Annotated in this window: 20 protein-coding genes; 3 read left to right on the top strand and 17 right to left on the bottom strand. The window is 73.5% G+C overall.

Features of this window, described 5'->3' with window-relative positions; all coding sequences use genetic code 11:
* Positions 1 to 16: 16 nt before the first annotated feature.
* Positions 17 to 616, bottom strand: a complete 600-nt coding sequence (locus tag ACF9IK_RS26290; protein WP_395296561.1) for a dienelactone hydrolase family protein — start codon at positions 614 to 616, stop codon at positions 17 to 19.
* A gap of 203 nt (positions 617 to 819) precedes the next feature.
* On the opposite strand from ACF9IK_RS26290, the gene ACF9IK_RS26285 reads away from it, so the two are divergent.
* Complete coding sequence (locus ACF9IK_RS26285) at positions 820 to 2,454, top strand: alkaline phosphatase D family protein (protein ID WP_395298685.1); 1,635 nt, start codon at positions 820 to 822, stop codon at positions 2,452 to 2,454.
* A 37-nt stretch (positions 2,455 to 2,491) separates the two neighbouring features.
* Here the strand turns inward: ACF9IK_RS26285 and ACF9IK_RS26280 are convergent, their stop codons facing one another.
* The 6 genes from ACF9IK_RS26280 to ACF9IK_RS26255 all read right to left on the bottom strand — a co-directional run bounded on the left by ACF9IK_RS26280 (position 2,492) and on the right by ACF9IK_RS26255 (position 12,938).
* Positions 2,492 to 3,364: an ABC transporter permease gene (locus ACF9IK_RS26280; RefSeq protein ID WP_395296560.1), complete on the bottom strand. Its 873-nt coding sequence runs from the start codon at positions 3,362 to 3,364 to the stop codon at positions 2,492 to 2,494.
* Positions 3,361 to 6,186, bottom strand: coding sequence for an alpha/beta fold hydrolase (locus ACF9IK_RS26275; RefSeq protein WP_395296559.1), 2,826 nt, complete (start codon positions 6,184 to 6,186; stop codon positions 3,361 to 3,363). Before ACF9IK_RS26275 ends, ACF9IK_RS26280 begins: the two co-directional genes overlap by 4 nt.
* A 132-nt stretch (positions 6,187 to 6,318) precedes the next feature.
* Positions 6,319 to 9,753, bottom strand: a complete 3,435-nt coding sequence (locus tag ACF9IK_RS26270; protein WP_395296558.1) for a hypothetical protein — start codon at positions 9,751 to 9,753, stop codon at positions 6,319 to 6,321.
* Between the two features lie 2 nt (positions 9,754 to 9,755).
* The gene (locus tag ACF9IK_RS26265; RefSeq protein ID WP_395296557.1) at positions 9,756 to 10,379 is read right to left on the bottom strand and encodes a WXG100 family type VII secretion target; all 624 of its coding nucleotides are present in this window, start codon (positions 10,377 to 10,379) and stop codon (positions 9,756 to 9,758) included.
* Positions 10,380 to 10,469: 90 nt separating this feature from the next.
* Entirely contained in the window at positions 10,470 to 12,356 is a 1,887-nt protein-coding gene (locus tag ACF9IK_RS26260; RefSeq protein WP_395296556.1) for a hypothetical protein, read from the bottom strand.
* 153 nt (positions 12,357 to 12,509) lie between these two features.
* Complete coding sequence (locus tag ACF9IK_RS26255) at positions 12,510 to 12,938, bottom strand: hypothetical protein (protein ID WP_395296555.1); 429 nt, start codon at positions 12,936 to 12,938, stop codon at positions 12,510 to 12,512.
* Positions 12,939 to 13,332: 394 nt separating this feature from the next.
* On the opposite strand from ACF9IK_RS26255, the gene ACF9IK_RS26250 reads away from it, so the two are divergent.
* A complete protein-coding gene (locus ACF9IK_RS26250) occupies positions 13,333 to 14,418 on the top strand; it encodes an IS630 family transposase (RefSeq protein WP_395296554.1) in 1,086 nt (361 codons plus the stop codon).
* On the opposite strand, the gene ACF9IK_RS26245 is transcribed toward ACF9IK_RS26250, so the two are convergent.
* From ACF9IK_RS26245 to ACF9IK_RS26230, 4 genes are all read right to left on the bottom strand, one after another.
* Positions 14,415 to 14,876 carry a GNAT family N-acetyltransferase gene (locus ACF9IK_RS26245; RefSeq protein ID WP_395296553.1) on the bottom strand — a complete coding sequence of 154 codons (462 nt, stop codon included), beginning with the start codon at positions 14,874 to 14,876 and terminating at the stop codon, positions 14,415 to 14,417. The genes ACF9IK_RS26250 and ACF9IK_RS26245 overlap by 4 nt on opposite strands.
* Positions 14,877 to 14,919: 43 nt before the next feature.
* Entirely contained in the window at positions 14,920 to 15,858 is a 939-nt protein-coding gene (locus ACF9IK_RS26240; protein WP_395296552.1) for an RluA family pseudouridine synthase, read from the bottom strand.
* A gap of 52 nt (positions 15,859 to 15,910) precedes the next feature.
* Positions 15,911 to 16,642, bottom strand: a complete 732-nt coding sequence (lspA, locus tag ACF9IK_RS26235; RefSeq protein WP_395296551.1) for a signal peptidase II — start codon at positions 16,640 to 16,642, stop codon at positions 15,911 to 15,913.
* A gap of 62 nt (positions 16,643 to 16,704) precedes the next feature.
* Positions 16,705 to 17,208, bottom strand: a complete 504-nt coding sequence (locus ACF9IK_RS26230) for a TraR/DksA family transcriptional regulator (RefSeq protein ID WP_395296550.1) — start codon at positions 17,206 to 17,208, stop codon at positions 16,705 to 16,707.
* A 617-nt stretch (positions 17,209 to 17,825) separates the two neighbouring features.
* Here ACF9IK_RS26230 and ileS point away from each other — a divergent pair.
* Positions 17,826 to 20,954: an isoleucine--tRNA ligase gene (gene ileS / locus ACF9IK_RS26225; protein ID WP_395296549.1), complete on the top strand. Its 3,129-nt coding sequence runs from the start codon at positions 17,826 to 17,828 to the stop codon at positions 20,952 to 20,954.
* 166 nt (positions 20,955 to 21,120) lie between these two features.
* Here the strand turns inward: ileS and ACF9IK_RS26220 are convergent, their stop codons facing one another.
* From ACF9IK_RS26220 to ftsZ, 6 genes are all read right to left on the bottom strand, one after another.
* The gene (locus ACF9IK_RS26220; RefSeq protein ID WP_395296548.1) at positions 21,121 to 22,467 is read right to left on the bottom strand and encodes a DivIVA domain-containing protein; all 1,347 of its coding nucleotides are present in this window, start codon (positions 22,465 to 22,467) and stop codon (positions 21,121 to 21,123) included.
* A 59-nt stretch (positions 22,468 to 22,526) separates the two neighbouring features.
* Positions 22,527 to 22,808 carry a YggT family protein gene (locus ACF9IK_RS26215; protein ID WP_148645520.1) on the bottom strand — a complete coding sequence of 94 codons (282 nt, stop codon included), beginning with the start codon at positions 22,806 to 22,808 and terminating at the stop codon, positions 22,527 to 22,529.
* Positions 22,809 to 22,901: 93 nt separating this feature from the next.
* Positions 22,902 to 23,504 (bottom strand): cell division protein SepF, encoded by a 603-nt coding sequence (locus tag ACF9IK_RS26210; protein ID WP_238740332.1) that lies wholly within the window; start codon positions 23,502 to 23,504, stop codon positions 22,902 to 22,904.
* Positions 23,505 to 23,725: 221 nt separating this feature from the next.
* Positions 23,726 to 24,538 (bottom strand): YggS family pyridoxal phosphate-dependent enzyme, encoded by an 813-nt coding sequence (locus ACF9IK_RS26205; protein ID WP_395296547.1) that lies wholly within the window; start codon positions 24,536 to 24,538, stop codon positions 23,726 to 23,728.
* Entirely contained in the window at positions 24,538 to 25,269 is a 732-nt protein-coding gene (gene pgeF / locus ACF9IK_RS26200; protein WP_395296546.1) for a peptidoglycan editing factor PgeF, read from the bottom strand. Before pgeF ends, ACF9IK_RS26205 begins: the two co-directional genes overlap by 1 nt.
* Entirely contained in the window at positions 25,266 to 26,495 is a 1,230-nt protein-coding gene (gene ftsZ / locus ACF9IK_RS26195) for a cell division protein FtsZ (protein WP_395296545.1), read from the bottom strand. The genes pgeF and ftsZ overlap by 4 nt, the downstream gene beginning before the upstream one ends.
* Positions 26,496 to 26,582 lie beyond the last annotated feature (87 nt).

Genomic DNA, 26,582 nt, shown 5'->3' with positions numbered 1-26,582 from the left:
ACGGCCCGGCGGGCCGTCAGCCCGTCGGCTCGGCCTGCCCGTCCAGCTCCGCCAGGAAGTCCAGTGCCACCGCCCAGGCCTGCTCCGCCGCCTCGGCGTCGTGGTCCGGCAGGTCCGGGTCGGTGAAGACGTGCCCGGCGCCGTGGTAGCGGTGCACCTCGACGTCGGCGCCGGCCTTGCGCATGTTCAGGTACCAGGCGTTCAGCCAGTCCTCCGACTCGAACGGGTCCGGCTCGGCCACGTGCAGCTGGACGGGGATGGTCGTGGCCGCGTCCTCGCGGATGTCCGAGGTGCCGTGCAGGAGCAGCAGCCCGCGCGCGTTCTCGTCCGCGAGTGCGAGGTTCTGGGCGAGCGAGCCGCCGAGCGAGAAGCCGGCGTAGACCAGAGCGGCGTCCGCGCCCAGCAGCGGGGCTGCGGCGCCCACCGCCCGGCGCAGCAGCTCGTCGTTGCCGACCTCCTCCTTGTACGCCATGGCCTCCTCGACGTCCTCGAAGGTCCGCCCCTCGAAGAGGTCGGGGGTGTGGACGGTGTGCCCGGCGGCGCGCAGCCGGTCGGCGGCGGCGTGGACGGCGGGGCGCAGGCCGTACACGGAGTGCAGGAGCAGGATCTGGGCCACGGGCGGGACTTCCTCGGAGCAGCAGGGACAGGCGGGGGACGAACCGTCCCCATCATCGCTCATGTCCGCCGGGTGTCGGCGCTCCCGACCGCCGGTGGCCGGACGTACCCGGCGGTGAATCGACGACAAACAGTCAGTTCAACGTATGGAAGGCGCCGTTACCGCCGGGTAGCCTGTGCGCCGTGACTGACCTTGTCGATGACATGACTGCCGCCCGCCCGCACCGCCGCCAGGTGCTGAAGGCCACCGCCATCGCAGCCGGCGCCGCCGCCCTGCCGCTCACCCTCGGCACCGCGGCCCACGCCGCGACCGCCCCGCAGTTCCTGCACGGCGTCGCCTCCGGCGACCCGCTGCCCGACGGCATCCTGCTCTGGACCCGGGTGACCCCGACCCCCGAGGCCGTCCCCGGCTCCGCCGTCGGCCCCGACACCGAGGTCCGTTGGGAGCTCGCCACCGACAAGGCCTTCACCAGGATCGCCGCGAGCGGCACGGTGACCGCCACCTCCGCCGCCGACCACACCGTCAAGGTGGACGTCCGCGGCCTGACCCCGGGCTCCGCCTACTGGTACCGCTTCACCGCCGGCGGCACCGTCTCCCCCGTCGGCCGCACCCACACCACCCCGGCCGCCGACGCCGCGCTCGACCGCCTCCGCTTCGGCGTCGCGTCCTGCGCCAACTGGGAGGCCGGCTACTTCTCCGCCTACCGCCACCTCGCGGCCCGCGGCGACATCGACGCCTTCCTCTTCCTCGGCGACTACATCTACGAGTACAAGACCGGCGAGTTCTGCGCGCGCGGCACCGTGGTCCGCCCGCATGCGCCGGCCCACGAGATCCTGACCCTCGCCGACTACCGGACCCGGCACGGCCGCTACAAGACCGACGAGGACCTCCGGGCGCTGCACGCGCAGGTCCCGACCATCGCGATCTGGGACGACCACGAGTTCGCGAACGACGCCTGGGCCGGCGGCGCCGAGAACCACACCCCCGGCGCCGAGGGCGACTGGGCGGACCGGGTCGCCGCCGCCAAGCAGGCCTACTTCGAGTGGATGCCGGTCCGCCCGTCCATCGCCGGCACCACCTACCGCCGACTGCGCTACGGCAAGCTCGCCGACCTGCACCTGATGGACCAGCGGTCGTTCCGCTCCCAGCCGGTCAAGGTCGGCAACGGCGAGATCGACTCGCCCGACCGCACCATCACCGGCCGCGCCCAGATGGACTGGCTGAAGTCCGGCCTCAGCAGCTCGGACACCACCTGGCGCCTGATCGGCAACGAGGTGATGATCTCCCCGGTCGCGTTCTTCTCGCTGCCCGACTACATCCTGCGCCCGCTGGCCAAGCTGCTCGGCCTGCCCGGCGAGGGCCTGGCGGTCAACACCGACCAGTGGGACGGCTACACCCACGACCGCCGCGAGCTGCTCGGCCACCTCAAGTCGAACGGCATCGCCAACACCGTCTTCCTCACCGGCGACATCCACTCCGCCTGGGCGTCGGACGTCCCGTACGAGGCCGCCACCTACCCGTTCTCCGGCAGCGCCGCGACCGAGTTCGTGGTCACCTCGGTGACCTCGGACAACATCGACGACGTCCTCAAGGTCCTGCCGCAGACCGTCTCGCTGGCCGCCGTCGCCGCGATCAAGGCCGCCAACCGCCACATCAAGTGGGTGGACCTGGACTCGCACGGCTACGGCGTCCTGGAGGTCACGCCGGAGCAGACGCAGATGGACTACTACATCCTCTCCGACCGCACCCGCAAGGACGCCACCGCCAAGTGGACGCGCTCCTACCGCACCCTCTCCGGTACCCAGCAGGTCGAGCGGGTCTACTCGCCGATCAGGTGACCCGGCCCCGAGGGGTGCCCGTCCGACCGGGCGCCCCTCAGGACACCACGTCTTTGCGGGCGAAGCCGCGGAAGGCCAGCGCGAGCAGCACCACCGCGTAGGACAGCGACAGCGAGACGCCCTGCAGCATGCCGCCCCACTCCGGCTGCGGCTGCAGGGCGTCCGCCCAGGCGTACTGCCAGTGCGCCGGCAGCCACTCCCGCAGGTCGCCGAGCGCGGTGACGGCGTCCAGCACCCCGGTGACGATCGAGGCGAAGACCGCCCCGCCCACCGCGCCCAGCGGCGCGTCGGTGGCGGTGGACAGCCAGAACGCCAGGGCCGCGATCACCACCTCGCTCAGGAGGACGAACGCCACCGCGATCGCCAGCCGCGGCAGGGCCTCGCCCGCCGGCAGGCTCACCCCGGCCGGCAGCCGCAGATCCCCCCAGCCGTACGCGGCCGTGCCGACCGCCAGGCCGATCAGCGGCAGCAGCACCACGGCCGCCGCCGAGAAGGCCAGCCCCACCACCAGCTTGCGGGCCAGCAACCGGGCCCGGGGCACCGGCGCGGCCAGCAGGTAGCGCAGCGAGGACCAGCTCGCCTCGGAGGCCACGGTGTCCCCGCAGAACAACGCGACCGGGATCACCAGCAGGAAGCCGGTGCCCATGAAGAGCATCGTCGTCGCGAAGTTGAGCCCCGAAGCGGTGGCCAGCTCGATGAAGGTGGTCCGGTCGGCCCGGCCCGGCGTGCCGCCGATCTGGAACGCGGCCAGGATGACGAACGGCATCGCCGCCAGCACCCCGCCGATCACCAGGGTGCGCCGGCGCCGCAGCTGGCGCACCGCCTCGACCCGCAGCGGCAGCGTCCGGCCCGCCCGGTAGCCCGCGGCGTGGTCCGGCGAGACGGCCTCCGGCGGAACAACGGCCGTCATGCGGCACCTCCGATCAGCGACAGGAACGCGTCCTCCAGCCGGCGGTGCGGTCCGGCCCGCTCCACCGGCACCTCCAGCCGTACCAGCTCGGCCACCAGCTGACTGGCCGCCATGCCGTCCAGCCGGACCAGCAGTCCGCCCTCGACCGCCTCCGCCGAGCCGACCCCGGCCAGCGCGGCCGCCTTGTCGGCCGCCGCCGCCAGCTCCTCCGGCCCGAACGAGACGGGCGTGCCGACCAGCAGCAGCTCGCCCGCGCCGACGATCTCGGCGACGTCGCCGGTGGTCACCAGCCGGCCGCGGTCCATCACCACCAGGGCGGTGCAGGACTGCTCGACCTCGGAGAGCAGGTGGCTGGAGACGATCACCGTCCGGCCGGCGGCCGCGTACCGGATCATCACCTCGCGCATCTCGCGGATCTGCGGCGGGTCCAGCCCGTTGGTCGGCTCGTCCAGGATCAGCAGGTCCGGCAGGCCCAGCATGGCCTGGGCGATGGCCAGGCGCTGGCGCATGCCCTGGGAGTAGGTGCGCACCGCACGGTCCAGCGCCTCGCCGAGCCCCGCGATGGCCAGCGCCTCGTCCAGGTGCGCGTCGGCTTCGGGGCGCCCGGTGGCCTCCCAGTAGAGCCGCAGGTTCGCCCGCCCGCTGAGGTGCGGCAGGAAGCCGGCGCCCTCGACGAAGGCACCGACCCGGGAGAGCACCGGTGCGCCCGGGCGCACCAGGTGCCCGAAGATCCGGATCTCGCCCGCGTCGGGCCGGATCAGGCCCATCAGCATCCGCAGCGTGGTGGTCTTGCCCGCACCGTTGGGCCCGAGCAGCCCGAGCACCTGGCCCTGCTCCACCCGGAAGCCCAGGTCCCGCACCGCGTACCGGTCCGCGGAGCCCTTGTACCTCTTGCTCAGACCGGTGATCTGCAGCGGCACGCCGGCCAGCGCCGGGTCGAACGCCGGGCCGCGGGCACCCCGCCGCCGGCGCAGCCGGGGCACCAGCAGCAGGACGGCCGCCAGCGCGACGGCGGCCACCGGCAGCAGCCAGGTCCGCGCGGGCAGCGGCGCGGCCTCGGTCACCAGGCCGTCGACGGTCGGCAGGGTGAGCGCCCCGGCCGCGGCCACCCGGTAGGTGGCCGGCTCGGCGGGCGAGGCGTACGCCAGGTCGGTGGCGGCCAGCACCAGCCGCAGCCGGTGCCCGGCGGCGAAGGCGTGGTCCACGGCGGGCAGCGCCACGGTGACGGTCCGGCCGTCGGCCGCATCCGCCCCGGTCACCCGCAGCGGCGCGGACAGCTGTTGCGGCAGGGTCTGCTTGCCGTCCGGCCCGACGTCGTAGAGCTTGGCGAAGAGCACCGCGTCCGGCCGGTCGGCCCGGACCCGCAGCGCGACGGTCGGCTGCCCGGTCAGGTGCAGCGGACCGTCCAGCGGCGCGGTGTCGAAGCGGGCCGACTGGCCGGGGAAGTCCAGGGAGAGCCCGGCGCCCAGCGAGGCGGCCTGGCTGAGCGCGCCGACCCCGGGCAGCGCGGAGATGTTGGGCGGCGCACCGCCGGGCGGGTTGGCGAAGGCCTGTTCGGCGCCGGTCAGCTCCAGCTGCCGCGAGCCGGTGCCGCCGAGGCCCGGGTAGGCGTCGGCGGTGGCGCCGCGCAGCACGGCCTGGAAACCGGTGGAGTCGACGCCGCCGGTGCGGGTGACCCGGAACGCCGGGCCGGTGTCGCCCCCCGCGCCCTTCGAGCCGGGATTCCTCAGGAAGCGGTCGAACCAGCCGCTCACCCGGGCGTCCACCCGCTCGCTGGTGTCGGTGCCGCCGTCGTGTCCGCCGGCGAACCAGTCCACCGCCACCGGCGCGCCGTTGGCCGCAACGGCCCGGGCGATCGCGTCGCCCTGGTCGAGCGGGAACAGCGAGTCCTGCTGGCCCTGGACGACCAGGGTGGGCGCCTTGAGCCGGTCGGCGACCGAGGACGGGCTGGAGCGCTCCAGGAGCGCGACGGCCTCCGGGTCGGCGTGTCCGGCGGTCGCCACCCGGTCGTACATCCGGCAGAGCTCGTCCGTGAAGCGCCCGCAGCCGACCTCGCCGGCCCTGCTCCCGCCGCCGGCCTCACCGCCCCTGCCCGGCGCCGATCCGCCGCCGCGCGGCGCGCCCCCGGACGGACCGAGGTCGCCCGCCGAGCCCGTGGTGAAGAAGATCCCGGCCCAGAGCCTCTTGAACACGCCGTCCACCGCGCCCGAGCCCCGGACGCCCTGCGGGAACAGCGCGTCCGCCAGGTTCCACCAGGTGATCTGGCTCGCCACCGCATCGATCCTGCGGTCGTACGCGGAGCCGAGCAGCGCCACCGCGCCGCCGTAGGAGGCACCGGTGATGCCGACCCGTGGGTCGCCGGGCCCGTCCAGCTGCACCTCGGACCGCTGCGCCAGCCAGTCGACCAGGTGCCGGACGTCCTCGACCTCGCGGTCCGGCGCGTTGAGGCCGATCTTCCCGCCGGACTCCCCGAAGCCGCGGGCCGACCAGGTCAGCACGGCGTAGCCCTGCCGGGCGAGCTGCTCGGCCCGCTCGCGCTCGCCCTCCTTGGAACCCCCGAAGCCGTGGCCGAGCAGGATCGCCGGGCGCGGGCTCGTCCCGGTCGTGAAGAAGGAGGTGTCGAGGTCGATCCGCTGCTCGCTGCCCGGTGTCTCGGGCATCGGGAGGAACCGGTTCTCCTCACGGACCGGCTGCTGGCTGCCTGCGGCGGCCACCGTCCAGGTGCCGGCTCCGGCGAGCACCGCCAGAGCGAGGACGGCCGCCGGCAGTCTCCGGGTCGTCAGCCTCTCGCGCCAGCGGCGCCCTGCTCCTGCGAGCCTCATGGGCAGTGATCGTATCCGCCCCTCGGGTAGGGGCCTGATAAGGCACCCGGCACGACGGGCACCCTCCCATGCCTGCGTACCGGCGGGGACCGGGCGGGCTCCGACCGCTCGGCAAGATCCGAAAGCGAGGACCTAGAGCCGGTGCAGAGAGTGCCGGCCCTCGTCCGTGTTCTTCACCTCCAGCCCGGGAGCGTCCAGCAGCTGGGAGAGTCCGGGTGCCGGCAGCTCCGAGTGGATCCTGTGTTCGAGGGGCCGGGTCATGACCTGGCCCGGGTTGTCCGGGTCGGGCATGGTCGGAGCGTCGTGCAGGCCGACGTGCGCCTTGCCGACCAGCAGGACGAACTTCCCGTCGGATCCGGCCTGACCCAGTTCGACGGCGTCGGCCACGTACGTGTTGAACCGCGCGGCACGGTCGTAGAGCGTCCAGTCTCCCTCGCCCTCGCGGCGGGCGGGGTGCCCGTCGACCGCCCGGATTCCGACTCCTTCGGCCTTGGCGCTCTCGATCGTCGCCCGCAGGCCCTGGCCGTGGCTGCCTTCGTAGCGCGAGACCATCGCATCCAGCAGCGGCGGCATCTCCGCGTTCGCCGGAGCACGCAGATGAGCGTCCACGTGGGACTGGAACGAGTCGCCGCGCAGCGCTTCCAGGTAGACGGTCCGGACCCCCGCCTCCCGGAGGGCAGCCATGTTGTTCTTCAGGAAGTCGAAGCTCTGCGGCTCCCCGTGCTTCTCACCCAGGACGATTCCCGGGTGCTCCTTGAGGATCCAGCCGGCGGCGGTGACGGCGTCCGGAGCGTCCCGCAGCACCGAGTCCACGCGGGCCACGGCCTCCGCGGGCAGCCCGGGGGGCCTGCGCAGGGTGTTGGCCACCACCATGTCGTCGAGCCGGTCGCGACGGGCGTCCTGGGCCGCCCAGTAGTCGGCGGTCCGGTAGTCCATGCGGGCCATCGCCTCGACCCGTTCGTGAGTCTTCGCGAGCATCTTCTCGGGGGCCCAGCGCCTGACGGGCTCCGCGGCCAGCTCCCTGATCGAACCGAACGCCGACGGTGAGAGGTCGTTGAGTGTCGCCGGGTCGAGACGGGTCTTCAGCGTGTTCGTCCGCTTGTTGAAGTGGATATCCGTGACCGGGACATGAGTGGTGGTCTCAGGGTGCACGTACTTGCCGCCGGGGCTCGAGTGCGGCAGGGAGTACGTCACCATGTTCTTGAGGCCCTCCGGCACGGCGGTCGGCCTGAACAGCGTCTGCACCTTGTGAAGCGCCTTCTGCACCGGAGACGACTGAAGCGGGAAGGCCAGCGCAGTCATCCCCACCGGATGCTCGTGCAGTGAGCGTCCCGGCCTTACCGCCTCTCCACGACCGGGCACCGGCTCGGTACGGACCCCTGGGAGGTGCGGCGACCCCTCCGGACGGACCGGACCGGTACGGAAGTCCGCTGGAATCGGCGAGCGGCCCGGCTGCGCGGCGGGATGTGCCGGGGCCAGGGAACCGGCGACGGGCGTGGTGGCGCTGCCGTGCAGGACCGGCGTCCCGTGGATGTCCGGAACACCGCTCACCGGCCGGCCGGCACCGGAGGACGTCCCTTCGGCCGGGCCCCCCGCGAGCCGGATCTCGTCCCCGGACCCGAGCGGACGGACCAGCGCCTCCGGCGAGGTGTGGGCCGCCGTGGCCTCGGTGTGCGAGAGGTGCAGCTCGGGCACCTCCGGCGCATGCCGCATCGACAGAGAACCCTCCCCCACCGGATGCGCCGGCCCGGGCGCCCCCTCCGGCGGCAGGTGCAACTGCGACACCTCCGGCACATGCCGCATCGACAGAGAACCCTCCCCCACCGGATGCGCCGGCCCGGGCGCCCCCTCCGGCGGCAGGTGCAACTGCGACACCTCCGGCCCGTGGTGGCCGCCACCGGCCGGCAGCAGGGGCTCGTGCGCCGCCGTGGTCGGCGCGCCGACCGCGCCCCCCTCGTGCAGCGGTGGCAGGGAAGGGGCGTGGCTCGCCGTGGGCGTCGCCGCGCCCTCGTGGGGAACGGTGGCCGTCGCGGGCGCCGGCTCGTGCGTCGAGGCGGGGCCGACGTGCTGAGCCGGCGTCCCCTCGGACACCGATGGGTGCGAGCCGGTACCCGTCGGCGCCGCCGCCTCCGTGACCGGGGTGTGCGTGCCGCCGCCATGGGCGGGCGAAGCCTCGGCGTGACCCGGAGCTCCGCCCTCCGCCGGAGCCGCCGGACCGTGCCCGGGCGTGCCGCCCTCGCCGCCGTGGCCCGCAGCCTGCACCGGCGAACCGCCGCCCGCGGTGCCGTGCTCCGACGGCGGAGCCGCCGGATGGGGCTGGGCCTGCACGGTGCCCCCACCGTCCGCCGCCGGGTGCTGCGCCGGATGCGCCCCGCCGGCCGGCTCTGCCGCCGGGTGCTGGCCGCCCGCCGGCACGCCCTCGTGCGTACCACCCGCCGGTGCGTTGTGGGCGGCCGCCGCAGGAGACTCCGCCCCGGCCCCGGCCCCGGCCCCGGCCCCGGCCCCGTGCTCGGACGCGGCGGGCAGGCTGCGGCTGCCGTCGGTGCCCGCCGGTCGCTCCGCCCCGGCCGATCCGCCCGGAGCCTCCGTCGGCGCGTGCTCCGGAACGTGCGCCGCGGCCGGGATCTCCGACCCCCCGGCACCCGGGAGCCCGCCGTGCGGCACGTCCACCGCCGGTGCCTTGAAGTGCTCGTTGACCGCCGCGCCCGCGGCATGCAGACCGGCGGCGCTCGCTCCGCTCAGACCGGAGCCGAGCAGGCTGTGGCTGTCCACCGTCCCGGTGGTCGCGGCCTGGGTGATGACGTCCGCCCCGACGCCGACCGCGCCCGCCGTCACCATCCTGCCGGGGACCGTCCCCATGACCTTGCCGAGCCCCAGCTTCGAGCCGGCCGCGCCGATCCCCTTGCCCAGCAGGTTGCCCGAGGCGCCCGCCACCGCGCCGCCCACGGCGTTGTCGCCCAGCTCCTTCAGGTCGAGGCCCTTGCGGTGCCCCTCCAGGACCTGGATGCTCTGGGCGAGCAGGTTGATGGCCGCCATCTGGACGGCCTGCTTGGCGGCGAACTTCATCGCCTCCATGGCCAGCTTCTTCAGGATCTGCTGGACGGCCGTCCGGCTGATGCCGACCATGACCGGGATCTGGGCCAGCGACAGGCCCGCGGTGAACGGTGCCTCCACCTCGGCCGTGGCGATCTCGACCGCGAGGATCCCCAGCTGGGCGATGATCTGGATCTTCGCGGTCTCGGCGGAGTTGGCCATCGACTCCAGCATGTCGCCCATGCCCTCGCAGGCCTGGGCCAGGCCGGGGAGAACCCCGGGCTGGGCCTCGCCCGAGCCGACGGTGAACTTGTCCCAGTACTGGGACAGTCCGGTGGCCGCCACGCCGACCTGACCGACCAGCGCGCGCTTGACGGCGGCGTCGGCGGACTCCTCGACGTCCTTGAGCATCTGGGCCATGTCGCGCCAGTGCCCGGCCATGTTCCGCAGGTTGTCCTCGTCGGCCTCCGGCCAACGCGTACCGGACAGCAGCAGCAGGACCCACTGGAGGGGTTCGGGAAGCTCGGTGGCCATGGTCAGCGCCTCCCGCCGGTGTGCACCATCGGACCGACGTGGGGTCCGGGCAGGGTCGGTGCCACGGGTGCAGGCGCCTGTGGCAGGTCGGCCGACGCCGGGATCGGGTTCGCGGGGCCGTACGTGCCGGGACCCTCCGTGCGGCCCTTGAAGGCGTCCACGACGCGCCGCTCGGTGTTCTCGTAGTTGTCCGCCATCCGCTGCAGGCCCTCCGCGACCCGGCGCAGCGCGGCCGGGAGGCCCTTGAGGCCCTTGAGGGTGCCGGCGCTGTACGCGAGGTAGCCCTTCTCGCCCTCGGCGAACTGGTGCCCCGCGTGGTCGTTGCCCCAGGGGTTGGTGGCGTTCATGCTGGTCAGGAAGCTGTCCAGGGCGAGGTACGCGGTGGAGACCCGGTCCGAGGCGACGAGCATCGGGGAGACCGCCGCCCGGTACTGCGCGGGGTGGGCCTCGAAGCCCGTCCCCGCGTTCTTCGCGGGCACCGCCGGTGCGGCGGCGGCTGCGGCCGCCGGACCGGCGCCGGGTGCACCGGCCGCCCTCGCCGCCGTCACCAGCCCCATCACGGGGGCCGGCTCCGGCGCCCCCGACTCGCCGGGTCCGTGCACCTTCGTACCGAACTGATCTTCCATGACGCTCTCTCCCCGATGTGCCACTGGCGGTCTGGCGACCTGTCAGCGGTGTTGCTGCGGGCGGCGGCCGACGGCCGACAGCACCCGTGACTACTCGTCGTTCCCGGGCCGGCCACCGCCGGGGCTCTCCCCCCGGGCCGCCGACTGCCGTGCCGCTCCACCGGGAGCGGGCTTGTCGAACTCCCCGGCGGCCGCCAGCTTCGCCAAGGCGGCCCGGAGCTGAGGGCTCGGCACCTGATAGCCCCCCTCCTCCCGGAGCGGTGCGGGCCTGCCGCCGGCGTCCGGCCCGGCCTGCACCGCCCCTCCCACGGTGCCCGCGGGGCCGAGTCCGACCCCGCCCCGCGGGCGAGCGGCCGGGGCCGCCGACCGTCCCTCCGTCCGCCCCGCGCCGGACTCGGCACCACCCGCGCCCGGAGCACCGCCGGTCGTACCGGTCATCCGCTCCTCCGGGCGGCCCCCGCTCCCCGCGTCGGGTCCCAGCACCACGCTGGTCAGCTGGGTGAGGAGATCGGCTGCGGGCGCCGGCGGTGACTCCGCTCCGGCGGCTGCGGCCTGCGGAGCCTGCGCCCGACGCGGTTCGACGGCCTCGGTGCGGGCGCCGTCCAGCCACCGCCGGTGCGCCCGCTGTTCCTGCCGGTCGCCGAGCCGGACCTCGGCGGCCGGGCCGTGTACGTCGGCGTCGGAGATCACCTCGTCCTCCGGCGTCTGCCCGACGACCAGGTCGGGCCTGCGCCTGCCGCGGGCCCCCTTCTTGCCCCCGCCGCGGCCCGGACCGTGCACGCCGCCCGGGCCGGGGCCGCGTCCGGCGGCACCGGCTCCGGCGGCGGACGCGCCCGCACCCGCTCGCGCGCCGGTCCCGGCCGCGCCCGAGCCCGACGGCTGCCGCGTCGTACCGCTCGGGCCGCGTCCGAGCGTTCCTGCCCGGCTGCCCGCCGCGGCGGCGGCCGCCGTACCGGAGGGGAACCCGAAGCCCGCGCCCGCGAAGGAGGGCAGGGCACCCGCCCGTGCCCGGCCCGCCGATCCGCCGGCGCCGGCCCTGCGCCCGCCGACGCCGCCGGCACCCGCAGCCCCGCCCGGGCCGAGCACGCCCGAGGACACGCCCCCCGCACCCGCCGGATCGGCGGCCCCGCCGGAGGGCGACCCGCCCTGCGCACCGGCGCCCGCGACCGCGCCGGTGAACCCGGCCAGGTTCAGCCCCGGCACGGCCGCACCGCCCGGCCGGCAAACCGCTCCGCTCTCCCGGTCGGGCACCTCGGCCCGGGCGGACCCGGCCCGCGACGTCTCCGGTCCACCGAGACCGGCGAGCACCGGCCGCGCGTCACCGCCCACTCCTCCTCCGGTACCCGCCCCGGGACCACCGGCATCGGCGCCCCCGGCGCCGGCACCCGGACCTCCTGCGGGCCCGAGCGCGCAGGCCTGTCCGGCGCTGTCCATGCGGTCGACCGAACCGGCGTTCTGCCGGAGCATCGACTCGACGTCCGCGCTCGCCTGCCCGACGTGGTGCCTGCACGAGTCGACCGCCAGTCCGACGCCCTCGGACTGCGCGGCGGCTGCGGACACGGCTCCCGGCGCGGCTCCGGGCATGCCGCCTTCGAGGTACTCCTTGGTCGACCTGAGCTGCTGCACCATGGCCGCCTTGGTACGGCCGACGGTGCCGGAGGCCTCGTGGAGGCAGCGCGCCATCGCGAGCCCGCTCTCCAGCACGGTGACGGCGTGGGTGTCGTCGCGGCCGGCGTACTTCTCCAGGTACTGCCGGAAGCCGTCCGCGGCGGGCCCCGACATGTGCGCCGCGGCCTGCTGCGCGCTCGCCACGATGGCGCGCACCCGGGGCTCGGCCGCGGTGTTCCAGGCGTCCCACGCCCGGGCGAGCTCCGCGAGCCGGTCCTCGTCGGCGTCGGGGAAGGCGATCCCCGCCCCGTTCTCGTGGCTCTTGACGGTCGTGAGCACCGCAACCAGGTCGGCGGGCAACTCGATCATGAAGCTGGTCACTTTCTCGGGCGGACCGGCAGGGCCGGAGAACCGGCCGAACCGGCCGAACCGGCCGACGCGGGCGTGCGCGCGTGCCCGGCGGACACCCGGCGGACGAACCGGGCGGTCGGGTGGAGGAACCGGCGCGTGGGCCGGGGACGATCAGACGGCGGCGGGCCGAGTCGGCGCGGACGGACCACGACCATCAGGCACGGTTCCCGCCTCCGCGGGGAGGCCCGGCACCCCGGAGCTCCCGATCAGCTCCTTCAGAGCGGCCACGTGACCGCCGTCGGCCTCGCGGTACTGCCGGCACATCAGCAGCAGGTTCTCGGCCATCCGGCCGGAGTTCCCCAGGAAGCGGTGCACGCCCTGGAGCGTTTGCGCCTGCTGCCCGATCAGCCCGACGGTGCCCGGCCCGCCGCCCAGGAGCGCCGTCCCCACCGGGCCGGTGCCGTACGAGGCGGGGGCGACCTGCCGGACGGCGGCCTCGACCTCGGCGGCGAGCGGCTCCAGCTCCCGGACGAGGGACCGGATCCTGCTGGCCGCCGCCTCGACCTCCTCAAGCTCGATCCGGAACGAACCGCTGCTCATCCGACTCACGCTCACCATCTCGGCTGGACCACTGACGCTGGTGACCGACCATTCACCATGCGCGTAACCGACCGATAAGCGGTTCGTGAGCGGATCACGCCCGGGTGGGCCGCGCGCCGGCCGCAGGCGACGCCGCGGCCGGCGCACCGCGTCCGCGCGGGGGCCGGAACTCCCCGGCCTGCGGACGCGCGAACGGCGGCCCGCCTCCGACCGAGGCGCGCCGCCGTCGACACCGTTCCGTTCCCGGCCGTCCGAACCGGGGATCCGCCGGACCGGACCTAGTGAGCTGGTCTTGAGATCTGCGGTCGCCACGTGAGGCTCTTTGCGTCACAGTTCCGGTGTTCTCCGCGCTCCACGTGGTGACGTGGTGTCAGCTCTGCAGTCTGCTGTCCGTATGGGTGACAGCAGACTGCAGCCGCTGGTCCTGTCGGATTCGGAGCGGCTGACCTTGCAGGGATGGGCGACCCGACGCAGGACCGCCCAAGGGCTCGCGATGCGGGCGCGGATCGTGCTGGCTTGCGCAGAGGGCGGCAGCAACATCGCGGTGGCCGCCCGACTGGGGGTCAACCGGGGCACGGTCAACCGGTGGCGGGCCAGGTTCCTGCGCGAGCGCCTGGACGGCCTGACCGACGAACCGCGGCCCGGGGTCCCGCGCACCATCACCGACGCCCAGGTGGAGGAGGTAGTGGTGCGCACGCTGGAGGAGACGCCGGAGGGCTCCACCCACTGGTCCAAGCGGGAGCTGGCCGCGAAGGTCGGCATCTCGCCGTCGAGCGTGCTGCGGATCTGGCGGGCCTTCGGGCTGCAGCCCTGGCGGACGGAGACCTTCAAGATCTCTCCGGACCCGCTGCTGATCGACAAGATTCGGGACGTGGTCGGCCTCTACCTGGCCCCGCCGGCGAACGCGGTGGTCTTCGCGGTGGACGAGAAGCCGCAGATCCAGGCCCTGGAGCGGACCGCGCCGGTGCTGGCGATGCTTCCCGGGGTCCCCGAACGCCGCAGCTTCGACTACGTCCGCCACGGCACCGTGGACCTGTTCGCCGCGCTGAACGTCGCCACCGGCAAGGTCATCAGCCGAGTGTCCGCCCAGCACCGCGCCGTCGACTTCCGGGACTTCCTCGGCGAGATCGACCGCCAGACCGAGCCGGGCCTGGCGGTCCACGTGATCTGCGACAACCTGTCCACCCACAAGTCACCCGTGGTGCACCGCTGGCTGATCGCGCATCCCCGCGTCCAGCTGCACTTCACGCCGACGTACTCGTCCTGGATCAACCAGGTCGAGCGGTGGTTCGCGGAGCTGCAACGGCGCTGCCTCGAGCGTGGAGTGTTCTGCTCGCTCGACGACCTGACGACCACGCTCGAGGACTGGATCAAGAACTGGAACGACAGTGCCCGTCCCTTCAGGTGGACCAAGACCGCCGACCAGATCATCGACCGAATCTGCCGCTACTGCTCAAGAATCTCCGGACCAGCTCACTAGAGAACCCGCGTCATCGTCCGGTGCGGGATCCCGGCATCCGGGTACTCCGGGCCCTCGGCCGTGTAACCGAGCCGCTCGTAGAAGCCCAGCGCCCGGACCTGCGCGTGCAGCTCGACCTCACGCGCCCCGCGCCGGAGCCCGGCCGCCTCGACGGCCCGCACCAGTTCGGCGCCGAGGCCGGTACCGCGCGCGGCCCGCACCACCGCGAGCCGGCCGAGCAGTACCCGCCCCTCGGTCCCGCCGGTCAGCTTGAGCGCCGGCTCGCCGTGGATCAGTCGGGCCGTGCCCAGCGCCGCACCGTCCGGGCCGATCGCCAGCAGGTGCTCCGAGGTGCCGTCGAGGTCGTCCCACTCCTCGTCCTCGGGGATCTCCTGCTCGACGACGAACACCTCGCGCCGCACCGCGTGCACCAGCGCGAGGTCCGCCTCCCCCTCGGCCACCCTGATGGTCGTGCTCATCCCGGCCTCCCCGTGTCCCGGTCCCGTCGGCCCGCGGCCGCGGTCAGCTCTCCGCCGCGATGGTGTCCAGCGCCTTGCGCAGGTCCGCCGGGTACTCGCTGGAGAACTGCACCCACTCGCCGTCGGCGGGGTGCTCGAAGCCCAGCGAGACCGCGTGCAGCCACTGCCGGGTCAGCCCGAGCCGCTTGGCCAGCGTCGGGTCGGCGCCGTAGGTGAGGTCGCCCACGCAGGGGTGGCGCAGCGCCGACATGTGCACCCGGATCTGGTGGGTGCGGCCGGTCTCCAGCTTGACGTCGAGCAGCGAGGCGGCCCGGTAGGCCTCGATCAGGTCGTAGTGGGTGACGGACGGCTTGCCGTCGCGGGTGACCGCCCACTTCCAGTCCGAGCTGGGGTGGCGGCCGATGGGCGCGTCCACGGTGCCGCTGAGCGGGTCCGGGTGGCCCTGGACCAGCGTGTGGTACTTCTTCTCGGTCACCCGGTCGTGGAACTGCCGCTTGAGATCGGTGTAGGCGCGCTCGGACTTGGCGACCACCATCAGACCCGAGGTGCCGACGTCGAGCCGGTGCACGATGCCCTGGCGCTCGGCGGCGCCCGAGGTGGAGATCCGGTAGCCCGCCGCGGCGAGCCCGCCGATCACGGTCGGGCCGGTCCACCCCGGGCTGGGGTGCGCGGCGACCCCGATCGGCTTGTCGACGAGCACGATGTCCTCGTCGTCGTGGACGATGCGCATGCCCTCGACGTGCTCGGCGACGATCCGCACGGGCGCGGCGGGGGCGGGGATCTCGACCTCCAGCCAGGAGCCGGCGGTCACCCGGTCCGACTTGCCGGCCACGGTGCCGTCGAGCGTCACCTTGCCGTCGGCGGCCAGCTCGGCGGCCTTGGTCCGGGAGAAGCCGAACATCCGGGCGAGGGCGGCGTCGAGACGCTCGCCCTCCAGACCGTCGGGAACGGGGAGGCTGCGGATCTGCGCTGCGGTACTCACCCGTACGAGTATGCCGGACGCGCGGCCCCGCTCCTTGCGCGCCCGGTCCCGGCTACTCGCCCTTGGCGTCCGGGCCGCCCCGGCCGGCCCCGTCCTTCGCGGCCGGCTGGTGGACGGTGCCGTCCGGGTTGCTGCCGCGGAAGGAGAGCAGGACGACCAGGATGCCGCCGCAGACGATCGCCGAGTCGGCGAGGTTGAAGACGGCGAAGTGCTGGACGGAGATGAAGTCGACCACGTGCCCGCGGAAGACGCCCGGCGAACGGAACAGCCGGTCGGTGAGGTTGCCCAGCGCGCCGCCGAGCAGCAGGCCGAGCGCGATCGCCCACGGCAGGCTGTACAGCCGGCGGGCGATCCGCCAGATCACCACGATGACGGCCGCAGCGATCATCGTGAAGACCACGGTCAGCGCCTGGCCCATGCCGAAGGCTGCGCCGGAGTTGCGGATGACCTGGAAGGTGACGACGTCGCCGACCACCTTGATGGCCGCGTGGTTCTCCAGCCTGGCCACCACGAGCAGCTTGCTGCCCAGGTCGATCAGGAAGGCGAGCAGCGCGACGACGAGCAGGACGCCGATCCGCCGGCGGCCCTTCGGCGCCTCCTGCTCCGCCGGGGCGGCGGTCACCTCGCCGGGCTCGGCCACGGCCTCCTCCACAGCTTCGGCGGGGGTGGGGACGGCTTCGTCCCGCGTCTGGGGGGAACCTTGCGTACTGATGATCCGCTCCGCTGCCGATGGGGGTCCCCCCGCTCGTCGTCGGGGGGCGGGGGCCTCCGGTCGCCTGCCCAAGCCGGTCGGGCGACGTTACGGGGTCGAGCGTACGGCAAGCCCGACCCCCCGCGTCGCCCCGGTCAGCGGCGTTCCTGCTTGGCCTTGCACTGGACGCAGAGCGTCGCCCGGGGGAAGGCCTGCATCCGGGCCTTGCCGATGGCCTGGCCGCAGGACTCGCAGATGCCGAACCCGACGCCCTCCAGCCGGGCCAGCGCGTGCTCGGTCTGGGCGAGGCTGTCCCGGGCGTTGTTGGCGAGGGCCAGCTCGCTCTCCCGCGAGATGTTCTTCGTACCGGCGTCCACCTGGTCGTCACCGGCTCCGTCGTTGGAGTCGCGCATCAGGCCCGTGATGGCCGCCTCGGCGGCGTCGATCTCCCCCCGCAGCCGGTCGAGCTCGCTGATCAGCTCGGCGTGCAGCTCGTGCACCTCCTCCGAGGTCCACGGGTCCTCGCCCGGACGGACCGGGAGCTCGGCCGGGTCCACCGACTCGGCGCCGCGGGCCGCCGTGGCGGCCGCGGTGCGGGCGCGGCCGGGGGCCACGAGCGTGGCGTCGTTGCTGGTCTTGTGCCGTGCGGTAGTGGTCACGGTCCCCTCCCCTGGTTCTGCTGCCACGGCCTTGCGTGCCCGCTTGGTGGCGGTACCCGCGCCGGTTGCCTTATCAGCCATGGCTTCGACCCCATCTACGAACGAATCGAGCCGCCGGTTCCCGGCGGCTTCCAGTGCCGGAACGATAATCCCCATCAAAACCGGTCACAACATGACATACCGACGCCCCACCATGATCCCACCCGGGCAGCCGCCACAGCCGCCCCACCTGCGCGCTGACCAGAGTTGTGCCCAGATCACCCCCGCCTAACCACCCCGGCGCAGCGCACCGGAAGCGGGCCGCGCGCCGCCGCGGCGACCCGGCAAACCGACTTGCGGCGGCCGATACACTGGGCCTGCAAGGCGCAGATGGGACGAGTACCGACGTACGCAGCCACCAGCGACCCGGGGACGGTGCGAGCCCGGGGGTGTGCACGGCGGGAAGATCACCCCGGAGCCGCCGGAAGAACGGCCACCGGCCTACTAGACCCGGCAGCAAGCCCAAACAAGAGGGCCGCACGCAGGACCGCGGCCAAGGAGGGTGGTACCGCGGGGCGGCATGCCGTCTCGTCCCTCCGTCGGATCCAGCCCACATCCGCCGGAGGTAGACGCCCGCGATGAGCACCTACAACCCCGTCCCCGCGCAGGTCGACCTGCCCGCCCTGGAACACCAGATCCTCTCCTTCTGGCAGGACAACAAGGTGTTCCGGCGCAGCCTGGAGCAGTCCGAGGGCCGCCCGGAGTGGGTCTTCTACGAAGGCCCGCCCACCGCCAACGGCATGCCCGGCGCCCACCACATCGAGGCCCGCGTCTTCAAGGACGTCTTCCCCCGCTACCGGACGATGAAGGGCTACCACGTCGCCCGCAAGGCCGGCTGGGACTGCCACGGCCTCCCGGTGGAGCTGGCCGTCGAGAAGGAGCTCGGCTTCTCCGGCAAGCAGGACATCGAGGCCTACGGCATCGCCGAGTTCAACGCCAAGTGCCGCGACTCGGTGACCCGGCACACCGACGCCTTCGCCGAGCTGACCACCCGCATGGGGTACTGGGTCGACCTCGACGAGGCCTACCGGACGATGGACCCGTCGTACGTCCAGTCCGTCTGGTGGTCGCTCAAGCAGATCTTCGACAAGGGCCTGCTGGTCCAGGACCACCGCGTCGCCCCCTGGTGCCCGCGCTGCGGCACCGGCCTGTCCGACCACGAGCTCGCGCAGGGCTACGAGACCGTCGTCGACCCCTCGGTCTTCGTCCGCTTCCCGCTCACCGGCGGCCCGCTGGCCGGCGAGGCGGCCCTGCTGGTCTGGACGACCACCCCCTGGACCCTGGTCTCCAACACCGCCGCCGCGGTCCACCCCGAGGTGGTCTACGTGGTGGCCACCGACGGCAACGAGAAGCTGGTCGTCGCCGAGCCGCTGCTGGCCAAGGCCCTCGGCGAGGGCTGGGAGGCCACCAGCCAGCGCTTCACCGGCGCCGAGATGGAGCGCTGGACCTACCGCCGCCCCTTCGACCTGGTCGAGATCGAGGACGCGCACTACGTCCTCAACGCCGACTACGTCACCACCGAGGACGGCACCGGCATCGTCCACCAGTCCCCCGCCTTCGGTGCGGACGACCTCGCGACCTGCCGCAGGTACGGCCTGCCGGTGGTCAACCCGGTGCTCTCCGACGGCACCTTCGCCCCCGAGGTCCCACTGGTCGGCGGCCAGTTCTTCAAGAAGGCCGACGAGGCCCTGGTCGCGGACCTCGACGAGCGCGGCCTGCTCTTCCGCCACCTTCCGTACGAGCACAGCTACCCGCACTGCTGGCGCTGCCACACCGCGCTGCTCTACTACGCGCAGCCGTCCTGGTACATCCGGACCACCGCCGTCAAGGACGCGCTGATCCGCGAGAACGAGGCCACCAACTGGTTCCCGGAGACGGTCAAGCACGGCCGCTTCGGCGACTGGCTGAACAACAACATCGACTGGGCGCTCAGCCGGAACCGGTACTGGGGCACCCCGCTGCCGATCTGGCGCTGCGAGGAGGGCCACCTCACCTGCGTCGGCTCGCTGGCCGAGCTCACCGAGCTGACCGGCACCGACCAGAGCGGCCTCGACCCGCACCGCCCGTTCATCGACGACGTCACCTTCGCCTGCCGCGAGTGCGGCGACACCTCGACCCGGGTGCCCGAGGTCATCGACGCCTGGTACGACTCGGGCTCGATGCCGTTCGCCCAGTACGGCTACCCGTACCAGAACAAGGAGCTCTTCGAGAAGCGCTACCCCGCGCAGTTCATCTCCGAGGCGATCGACCAGACCCGCGGCTGGTTCTACACGCTGATGGCCGTCGGCACCCTGGTGTTCGACAGGAACAGCTACGAGAACGTCGTCTGCCTGGGCCACATCCTGGCCGAGGACGGCCGGAAGATGTCCAAGCACCTGGGCAACATCCTGCAGCCGATCCCGCTGATGGACCAGCACGGCGCCGACGCCGTCCGCTGGTTCATGGCGGCGGGCGGCTCGCCCTGGTCGGCCCGCCGGGTCGGCCACGGGACGATCCAGGAGGTGGTCCGCAAGACCCTCCTCACCTACTGGAACACCGTCGCCTTCCAGGCGCTGTACGCCCGCACCACCGGCTGGGCCCCCTCGGCCGCCGACCCGGCCCCGGCCGACCGTCCGCAGCTGGACCGCTGGGTGCTCTCCGAGCTGAACACCCTGGTCCGCGAGGTCGACGCGGCCTTCGAGGCGTACGACACCCAGCGCGCCGGCAAGCTGCTCTCCGGCTTCGTCGACGACCTCTCCAACTGGTACGTGCGCCGTGGCCGCCGCCGCTTCTGGCAGGGCGACGCCGCCGCGCTCGCCACCCTGCACGAGGCGCTGGAGACGGTCACCCGGCTGATGGCCCCGCTCACCCCGTTCATCACCGAGCGGGTCTGGCAGGACCTGGTCGTCCCGGTGGTCCCGGACGCCCCGGCCTCGGTCCACCTGGCCACCTGGCCGGAGGCCGACGAGTCGCTGATCGACGCCGACCTCTCCCGGCACATGGCGCTGGTGCGCCGCCTGGTCGAGCTCGGCCGGGCCACCCGCGCCGAGTCCGGCGTGAAGACCCGTCAGCCGCTCTCCCGGGCGCTGATCGCCGCCCAGGGCTGGGAGGAGCTGCCGGCCGACCTGCGCGCGCAGATCGCCGAGGAGCTCAACGTCTCCACCCTGGAGTCCCTGGCGGAGGTCGGCGGTTCGCTGGTCGACACCACGGCCAAGGCGAACTTCCGCGCGCTGGGCAAGCGCTTCGGCAAGGGCGTCCAGGACGTCGCCAAGGCGGTCGCCGCCACCGACGCCGCCCGCCTGGCCGCCGAACTGCGCGCCGACGGCCGGACCTCGGTCGAGCTGAACGGCGAGACGGTCGCCCTGGCCCCGGACGAGGTGGTCATCACCGAGACGCCGCGCGAGGGCTGGGCCGTCGCCAACGAGTCCGGCGCCACCGTCGCCCTCGACCTGGCGATCACCCCGGAGCTGAAGCGCCTCGGCATCGCCCGCGACGCGATCCGCCAGATCCAGGAGGCCCGCAAGAACTCCGGTCTGGACGTCGCCGACCGGATCGTCCTGCGCTGGCGGGCGACGAACGAGGACACCGCCGAGGCCGTCGCCGAGCACGGCCCGCTGGTCGCCGAGGAGGTGCTGGCCACCGACTTCGCGGCCGGGGCCGCCGACTGGGAGTCCGAGACCTTCACCGACGAAGGCCTGGGCCTCGCCTTCCAGCTCCGCAAGGCCTGACCCCGCCCGGAGCGGCCGGCGCCTCCCCGAGGTGCCGGCCGCTCCGGCGTTCCCGCCCTGGCCCCGGTGCCCGAACGGCCGGGCCCGCCGGCACGTCCGGGAACGGCGGAGCGCCCCCGTCCCGACCCGAAGGTCGGAGCGGGGGCGCTCCGGGTGTCGACCGCGACTAGTTGTCGCCGTCCTCGTCGATCAGGAACCCGCGCATCGGCGCCGGCGCCTGCTGCATCGGCTGCGGCGGCTGGGGCCGGACCGCCGCCATCGGCTGCGTCATCCCGGCCGGCTGCATCTGCGGGGCACCGGTGTTGCCGCCGGAGGCCTGCCCGCCGAAGCTCGGGGCACCCGAGCTCCCGCCGAACGAGCTCTGCCCGCCGAACGAGGGCTGGTTCCCGCCGAAGGACGGCTGGTTGCCACCGAAGCTCGGGGCACCGCCGCTCATCGCGGACGCACCGGCCGGAGCCATCGACGACGCGGCCGGCGGCAGCGACGCGGTGGCCGGGATGCGCGGCGGGGCGAGCGAGTCGTCCGCCTGCGACTCCAGCTGGCGCAGCTGGGTCTCCAGGTACGACTTCAGACGCGTGCGGTACTCGCGCTCGAACGCCCGCAGGTCCTCGACCTTGCGCTCCAGCGTGGCCCGCGCGGACTCCAGCGAGCCCATCGCGACGCGGTGCTTCTCCTGCGCGTCCCGCTCCAGTGCGTCGGCCTTGGCGCGGGCATCCCGCTCCAGGCCCTCGGCCCGGCTGCGGGCCTCGCCGACGATCTTGTTGGCCTCGGAACGGGCCTCCGAGATCGCCTGGTCGGCGGTCTGCTGGGCGAGCGCGAGCACGCGGGCCGCGCTGTCGCCGCCGGGACCCTGCTGCGGCTGCATCGGGCCGCCGAGCGGACCGCCCATCTGCTGCGGGGCGCCCATGGGGCCACCCATCTGCTGCATCTGCTGCTGGCCCATGCCCTGGCCCATCGGGTTGCCCATGCCCTGCGGGCCGCCGGGGCCGCCCATCGGCTGGAGCATCTGACCGCCCATCGGCTGGACCAGCTGCTGCTGGCCGCCCATGGTCTGGTTCATCTGCTGCTGCGGGCCGCCCATCTGCTGCGGACCACCCGGACCGGCCGGGAGCTGCGGGGCGCCGGACGGCAGGCCGAGGGGCTGGTTGCCCATCTGCTGCTGCGGGCCGCCCATCTGCTGCGGACCACCCGGGCCACCCGGGCCACCCATCGGCTGCGGACCACCGGGGCCGCCCTGCTGCCCGGGGACCGGCGGGCCGGATATGGCGGCCGGCACGGGAGCGCCGGGACGCGACTCCTGCGGCGGCTCCTTGCGCATGTTGGCCTGGTTCTGCGCGGCGGCACGGGTCGCAGCGGCCAGCTTGGCACGCAGGTCCTCGTTCTCGCGCAGAAGGCGGGTCAGCTCCGCCTCGACCTCGTCGAGGAAGGCATCGACCTCGTCCTCGTCATAGCCTTCGCGCAGGCGGACGGTCGTGAACTGCTTGTTCCGAACGTCCTCGGGGGTCAATGGCATCTCTTCACCTCAACGTGATCGTCGGCACACCGGCATCCTGTCGCATCGCTCACCTACGACTAGGGCCGCACAAGCGAGATCAGGACATACACAATGATCATCAGTACGAAGAAGGACAGGTCGAGCGCCACGCCCCCGAGACGCAACGGCGGAATGAACCGCCGAAGAAGCTTGAGCGGCGGATCCGTGACAGTGTACGTGGCCTCCAGGACCAGGACCATGGCCTTGCCGGGCCGCCACGAACGCGCGAACTGGAACACCCAGTCCATCACCAGCCGCACAAGCAGGAACACCAGGAAGACGGTCAGCGCGTAGTAGAGCACCGCCCACACGATCCCCATCGCGCTTCCCTCTCCCCGGTTCTCGGCCCTCGGGCCGTACTGCCTGTCGCTAACTCGCTGTCGATCAGATCCACACGTAAAGTCGTGGCCGGGTCAGCTCTGGTTGAAGAACCCACCCTCGGCGATCCGAGCCTTGTCCTCCGCCGTGACATCGACGTTAGCAGGCGACAGCAGGAACACCTTCTGCGTCACGCGCTCGATACTGCCGTGCAGACCGAAGACGAGTCCAGCGGCGAAGTCTACGAGGCGCTTGGCATCGGTGTCGTCCATCTCCGTCAGATTCATGATCACCGGAGTCCCGCCGCGGAACTGTTCCCCGATGGTACGGGCCTCGTTGTAGGTCCGGGGGTGCAGCGTGGTGATGCGGTAGGGCTCTCGTTCGTTCACTACCTTGGGCATGATCACCGGGGCGCTCTTCTCCAGGTTGTGGCGGCGTTCGGGTGTGATGGACGACACTGGGGCCATCCTCGGGGCCTCCTGCCGGATCGGCACCGCGGCCGGCACCGGCTGCGGCGTGATCGAGGAGACCGGGGCGGGTGCCGGAGCGGCCGGCCGGGGGATGTCCTCGGTCCGCCCGGCGCGGATCGGCTCGGGGTCAGCGTCGTAGTCGTCGTCGGGGTCGTACCCCTGGCCGTCGTACGTCTCGTCCTCCACGAGGCCGAGGTAGACCGCCATCTTGCGCATTGCGCCGGCCATGCTCCTGTCTCCTCCGCTTGTGGTGGACCGTCCCGGCGGCCGGGCCCACGGCCCCGCTGCGGATTCCGCGGTTCCGCCCGCGACGACCCGCCGGGCCGACGGCCGGTCAGAAATCGTGGGGAGGGGGCCGCGGAGCTGCGATCCACGGTTGGCTAGCGCTCTGGAAAGCTGCTAGCTTCTGTCCTATTTTGTCCTGCAGTCTGATCTACTACCCGGTGACGTTACCTGAGGGGTGACCGCACTCCGAGTACCGCCGTTCCGACGCGCACGTGTGTCGCCCCGGCGGCAACGGCCTGCTCCAGGTCCCCGCTCATTCCCGCGGAAACCATGGTGGCAGCCGGATGGGCCGTCCGTACGGCGCTTGCGATTTCCGCCAGCACCGCGAAGGCGCGGGCCGGGTCGCCGGCGAGCGGGCCGGCGAGCGGAGCGACCGTCATCACCCCGTCCAGCCGGAGCCCGGGCGCCTCGGCGATCGCGTCCGCCAGCGCCGGGACGTCGGCCGGGGCGACCCCGGCGCGGTGCTCTGCCCCGCCCTGCACGGCGGCGCCGCCGGCCGGCACGTCCCTGTCCAGCGCGACCTGCACCAGGCAGCCCAGCTCCGGGCGGTCCGACTTGAGCACCGCCGCGGAGAGCGACTCCACCAACCGCAGCCGGTCGACCGAGTGCACGTGGTTCGCGTACCGGACCACCGAGCGGACCTTGTTGGTCTGCAGCTGGCCGACGAAGTGCCAGTCCAGCGGAAGGTTTCTGCACTGCTCCGCCTTGGGTGCGGCGTCCTGGTCGCGGTTCTCCGCGACGTCGGTGACGCCCAGCGCGGCCAGCAGTGCGGTGTCCTCGGCCGGGTAGGTCTTGGTGACCACGACCAGCTTCACCTCGTCACGCGCCCGCCCCGCGGCGGCGCAGGCGTCGGCGATCCGCCGCTCGACGACCTCCAGATTGGTGCCGAGTTCCTCGTACCGGGCCCGCTGCCCCTCCGTCAGGCCGGCGAGGAACTCCCGGCTGCCCGGGAACGGTCCGTAGATGTCGTTCGTCATCAGAGTTCAGAGCCCAACCAGACGTAGCTCGCGAGCCGGCCCGTGCGCTGCTCACGGCGGTAGGAGTAGTGATCGGCGGATTCGAGGGTGCAGACCGGTGATCGCACCGGATCGGCGACCCCCGCGGCCGCGAGCTGGGCCGCCACTCCCGCCGGCACGTCCAGCGCCGGGGTGCCCCAGGACGTCTCCGCGTACGCCGCCGGGACCACCGCGGCCACCTCGGCGCGCAGCGCGTCCGGGACCTCGTAGCAGCGCCCGCAGACCGCGGGGCCGACCGCGGCGGCGATCCGCCCGGGCTCGGCACCCAGCTCCAGCATCGCCCGGACCACCGCCGGGACCACACCGGCCGCCAGCCCGGGCCGGCCCGCGTGGGCCGCCCCCACGACACCCGCCACCGGGTCGGCCAGCAGCACCGGGGTGCAGTCGGCGGTCAGCACCGCCAGCGCCAGCGGCCGGTCGGTGACCACCGCGTCCACCACCGGGGCCTCCCCCGCCGGCTGGCGCTCCGTCACCACGGCGACGTCAGCGCCGTGCACCTGGTTCATCCAGACCACGTCGGCCGGGTCCAGCCCCAGCGAGCGGGCCGCGATCGCCCGGTTCTCCCGGACGGCGGCCGGGTCGTCCCCCACCGCACCGCCGAGGTTCAGCTCCCCGTACGGCGAAGTGCTCACCCCGCCCCACCGGGTGGTGAAGGCGAAGTGAGCACCGTTGCGGTCCGTGCGATCGATCACTTAAGGAAGTCCGGGACGTCGAGCTCCTCGGCGGGGCTCTCCACGAACGGCTGGCGGGCCGGCTGCACCTGCGGCGGCACCGGGGCGGCGGTCGCGGTGGCCGGGGCCTCCGCCGGACGGGCCGGCGCCGGGGCCTCGGCCTCCTGGCGGGCGGTCACCGAGCCGATGCCCCCGTACGCGGGCCGGGTCGCCGGGCGCTCCGGCGCGGCGGCCGGCGTGGCGGCGGCCGGGGCCTGCTGGCCGGCCTTGACCACCGGGTCGCGAACGATGGCGGGCGGCTGCCCGCCGTCGAACCCGGCCGCGATCACGGTGACCCGGACCTCGTCGCCGAGCGCGTCGTCGATGACCGCACCGAAGATGATGTTGGCCTCGGGGTGCGCGGCCTCGCTGACCAGCTGGGCGGACTCGTTGATCTCGAACAGGCCGAGGTCGGAGCCGCCGGAGATGGACAGCAGCACGCCGCGGGCGCCGTCGATCGAGGCCTCCAGCAGCGGCGAGGAGATCGCCATCACGGCGGCCGCCTTGGCGCGGTCCTCGCCGCGGGCCGACCCGATGCCCATGAGCGCCGAACCGGCGTCCGACATGACGGACTTGACGTCGGCGAAGTCGAGGTTGATCAGACCCGGGGTGGTGATCAGGTCGGTGATGCCCTGGACACCGGAGAGCAGCACCTGGTCGGCGGAGCGGAACGCGTCCAGCACGCTGACCTGGCGGTCCGAGATGGACAGCAGCCGGTCGTTGGGGATCACGATGAGGGTGTCGACCTCCTCGCGCAGGCTGGCGATGCCGTCCTCGGCCTGGTTGGCGCGACGCCGGCCCTCGAAGGTGAAGGGGCGGGTGACCACGCCGATGGTCAGCGCGCCGAGCGAACGGGCGATGTTGGCCACCACCGGCGCGCCGCCCGTGCCGGTGCCGCCGCCCTCGCCGGCGGTGACGAAGACCATGTCGGCCCCCTTGAGGACCTCCTCGATCTCCTCGCGGTGGTCCTCGGCGGCCTTCCGGCCGACCTCGGGATTGGCGCCGGCGCCGAGGCCCCGGGTGAGTTCACGGCCCACATCGAGCTTGACGTCGGCGTCGCTCATCAGGAGGGCCTGCGCATCGGTGTTGATCGCGATGAACTCGACGCCCTTGAGACCGACCTCGATCATCCGGTTGATGGCGTTGACACCACCGCCGCCGATACCGACGACCTTGATGACTGCGAGGTAGTTCTGCGGTGCTGCCACGTCGAAGGCCTCTCGCCTCGAATTTCCGGGTCGGCCCGACGCCCGGTGGGGTGCCGTACCGACGGATGTCGATGGGTAGGGAGCCTG

Origin of the sequence: Kitasatospora hibisci (genome assembly GCF_043950205.1) — a bacterium.
GTDB classification, from domain to species: domain Bacteria; phylum Actinomycetota; class Actinomycetes; order Streptomycetales; family Streptomycetaceae; genus Kitasatospora; species Kitasatospora hibisci.
Note: the sequence above shows the minus strand (reverse complement) of the source record. Positions and strands in the feature narration are given on the sequence as shown.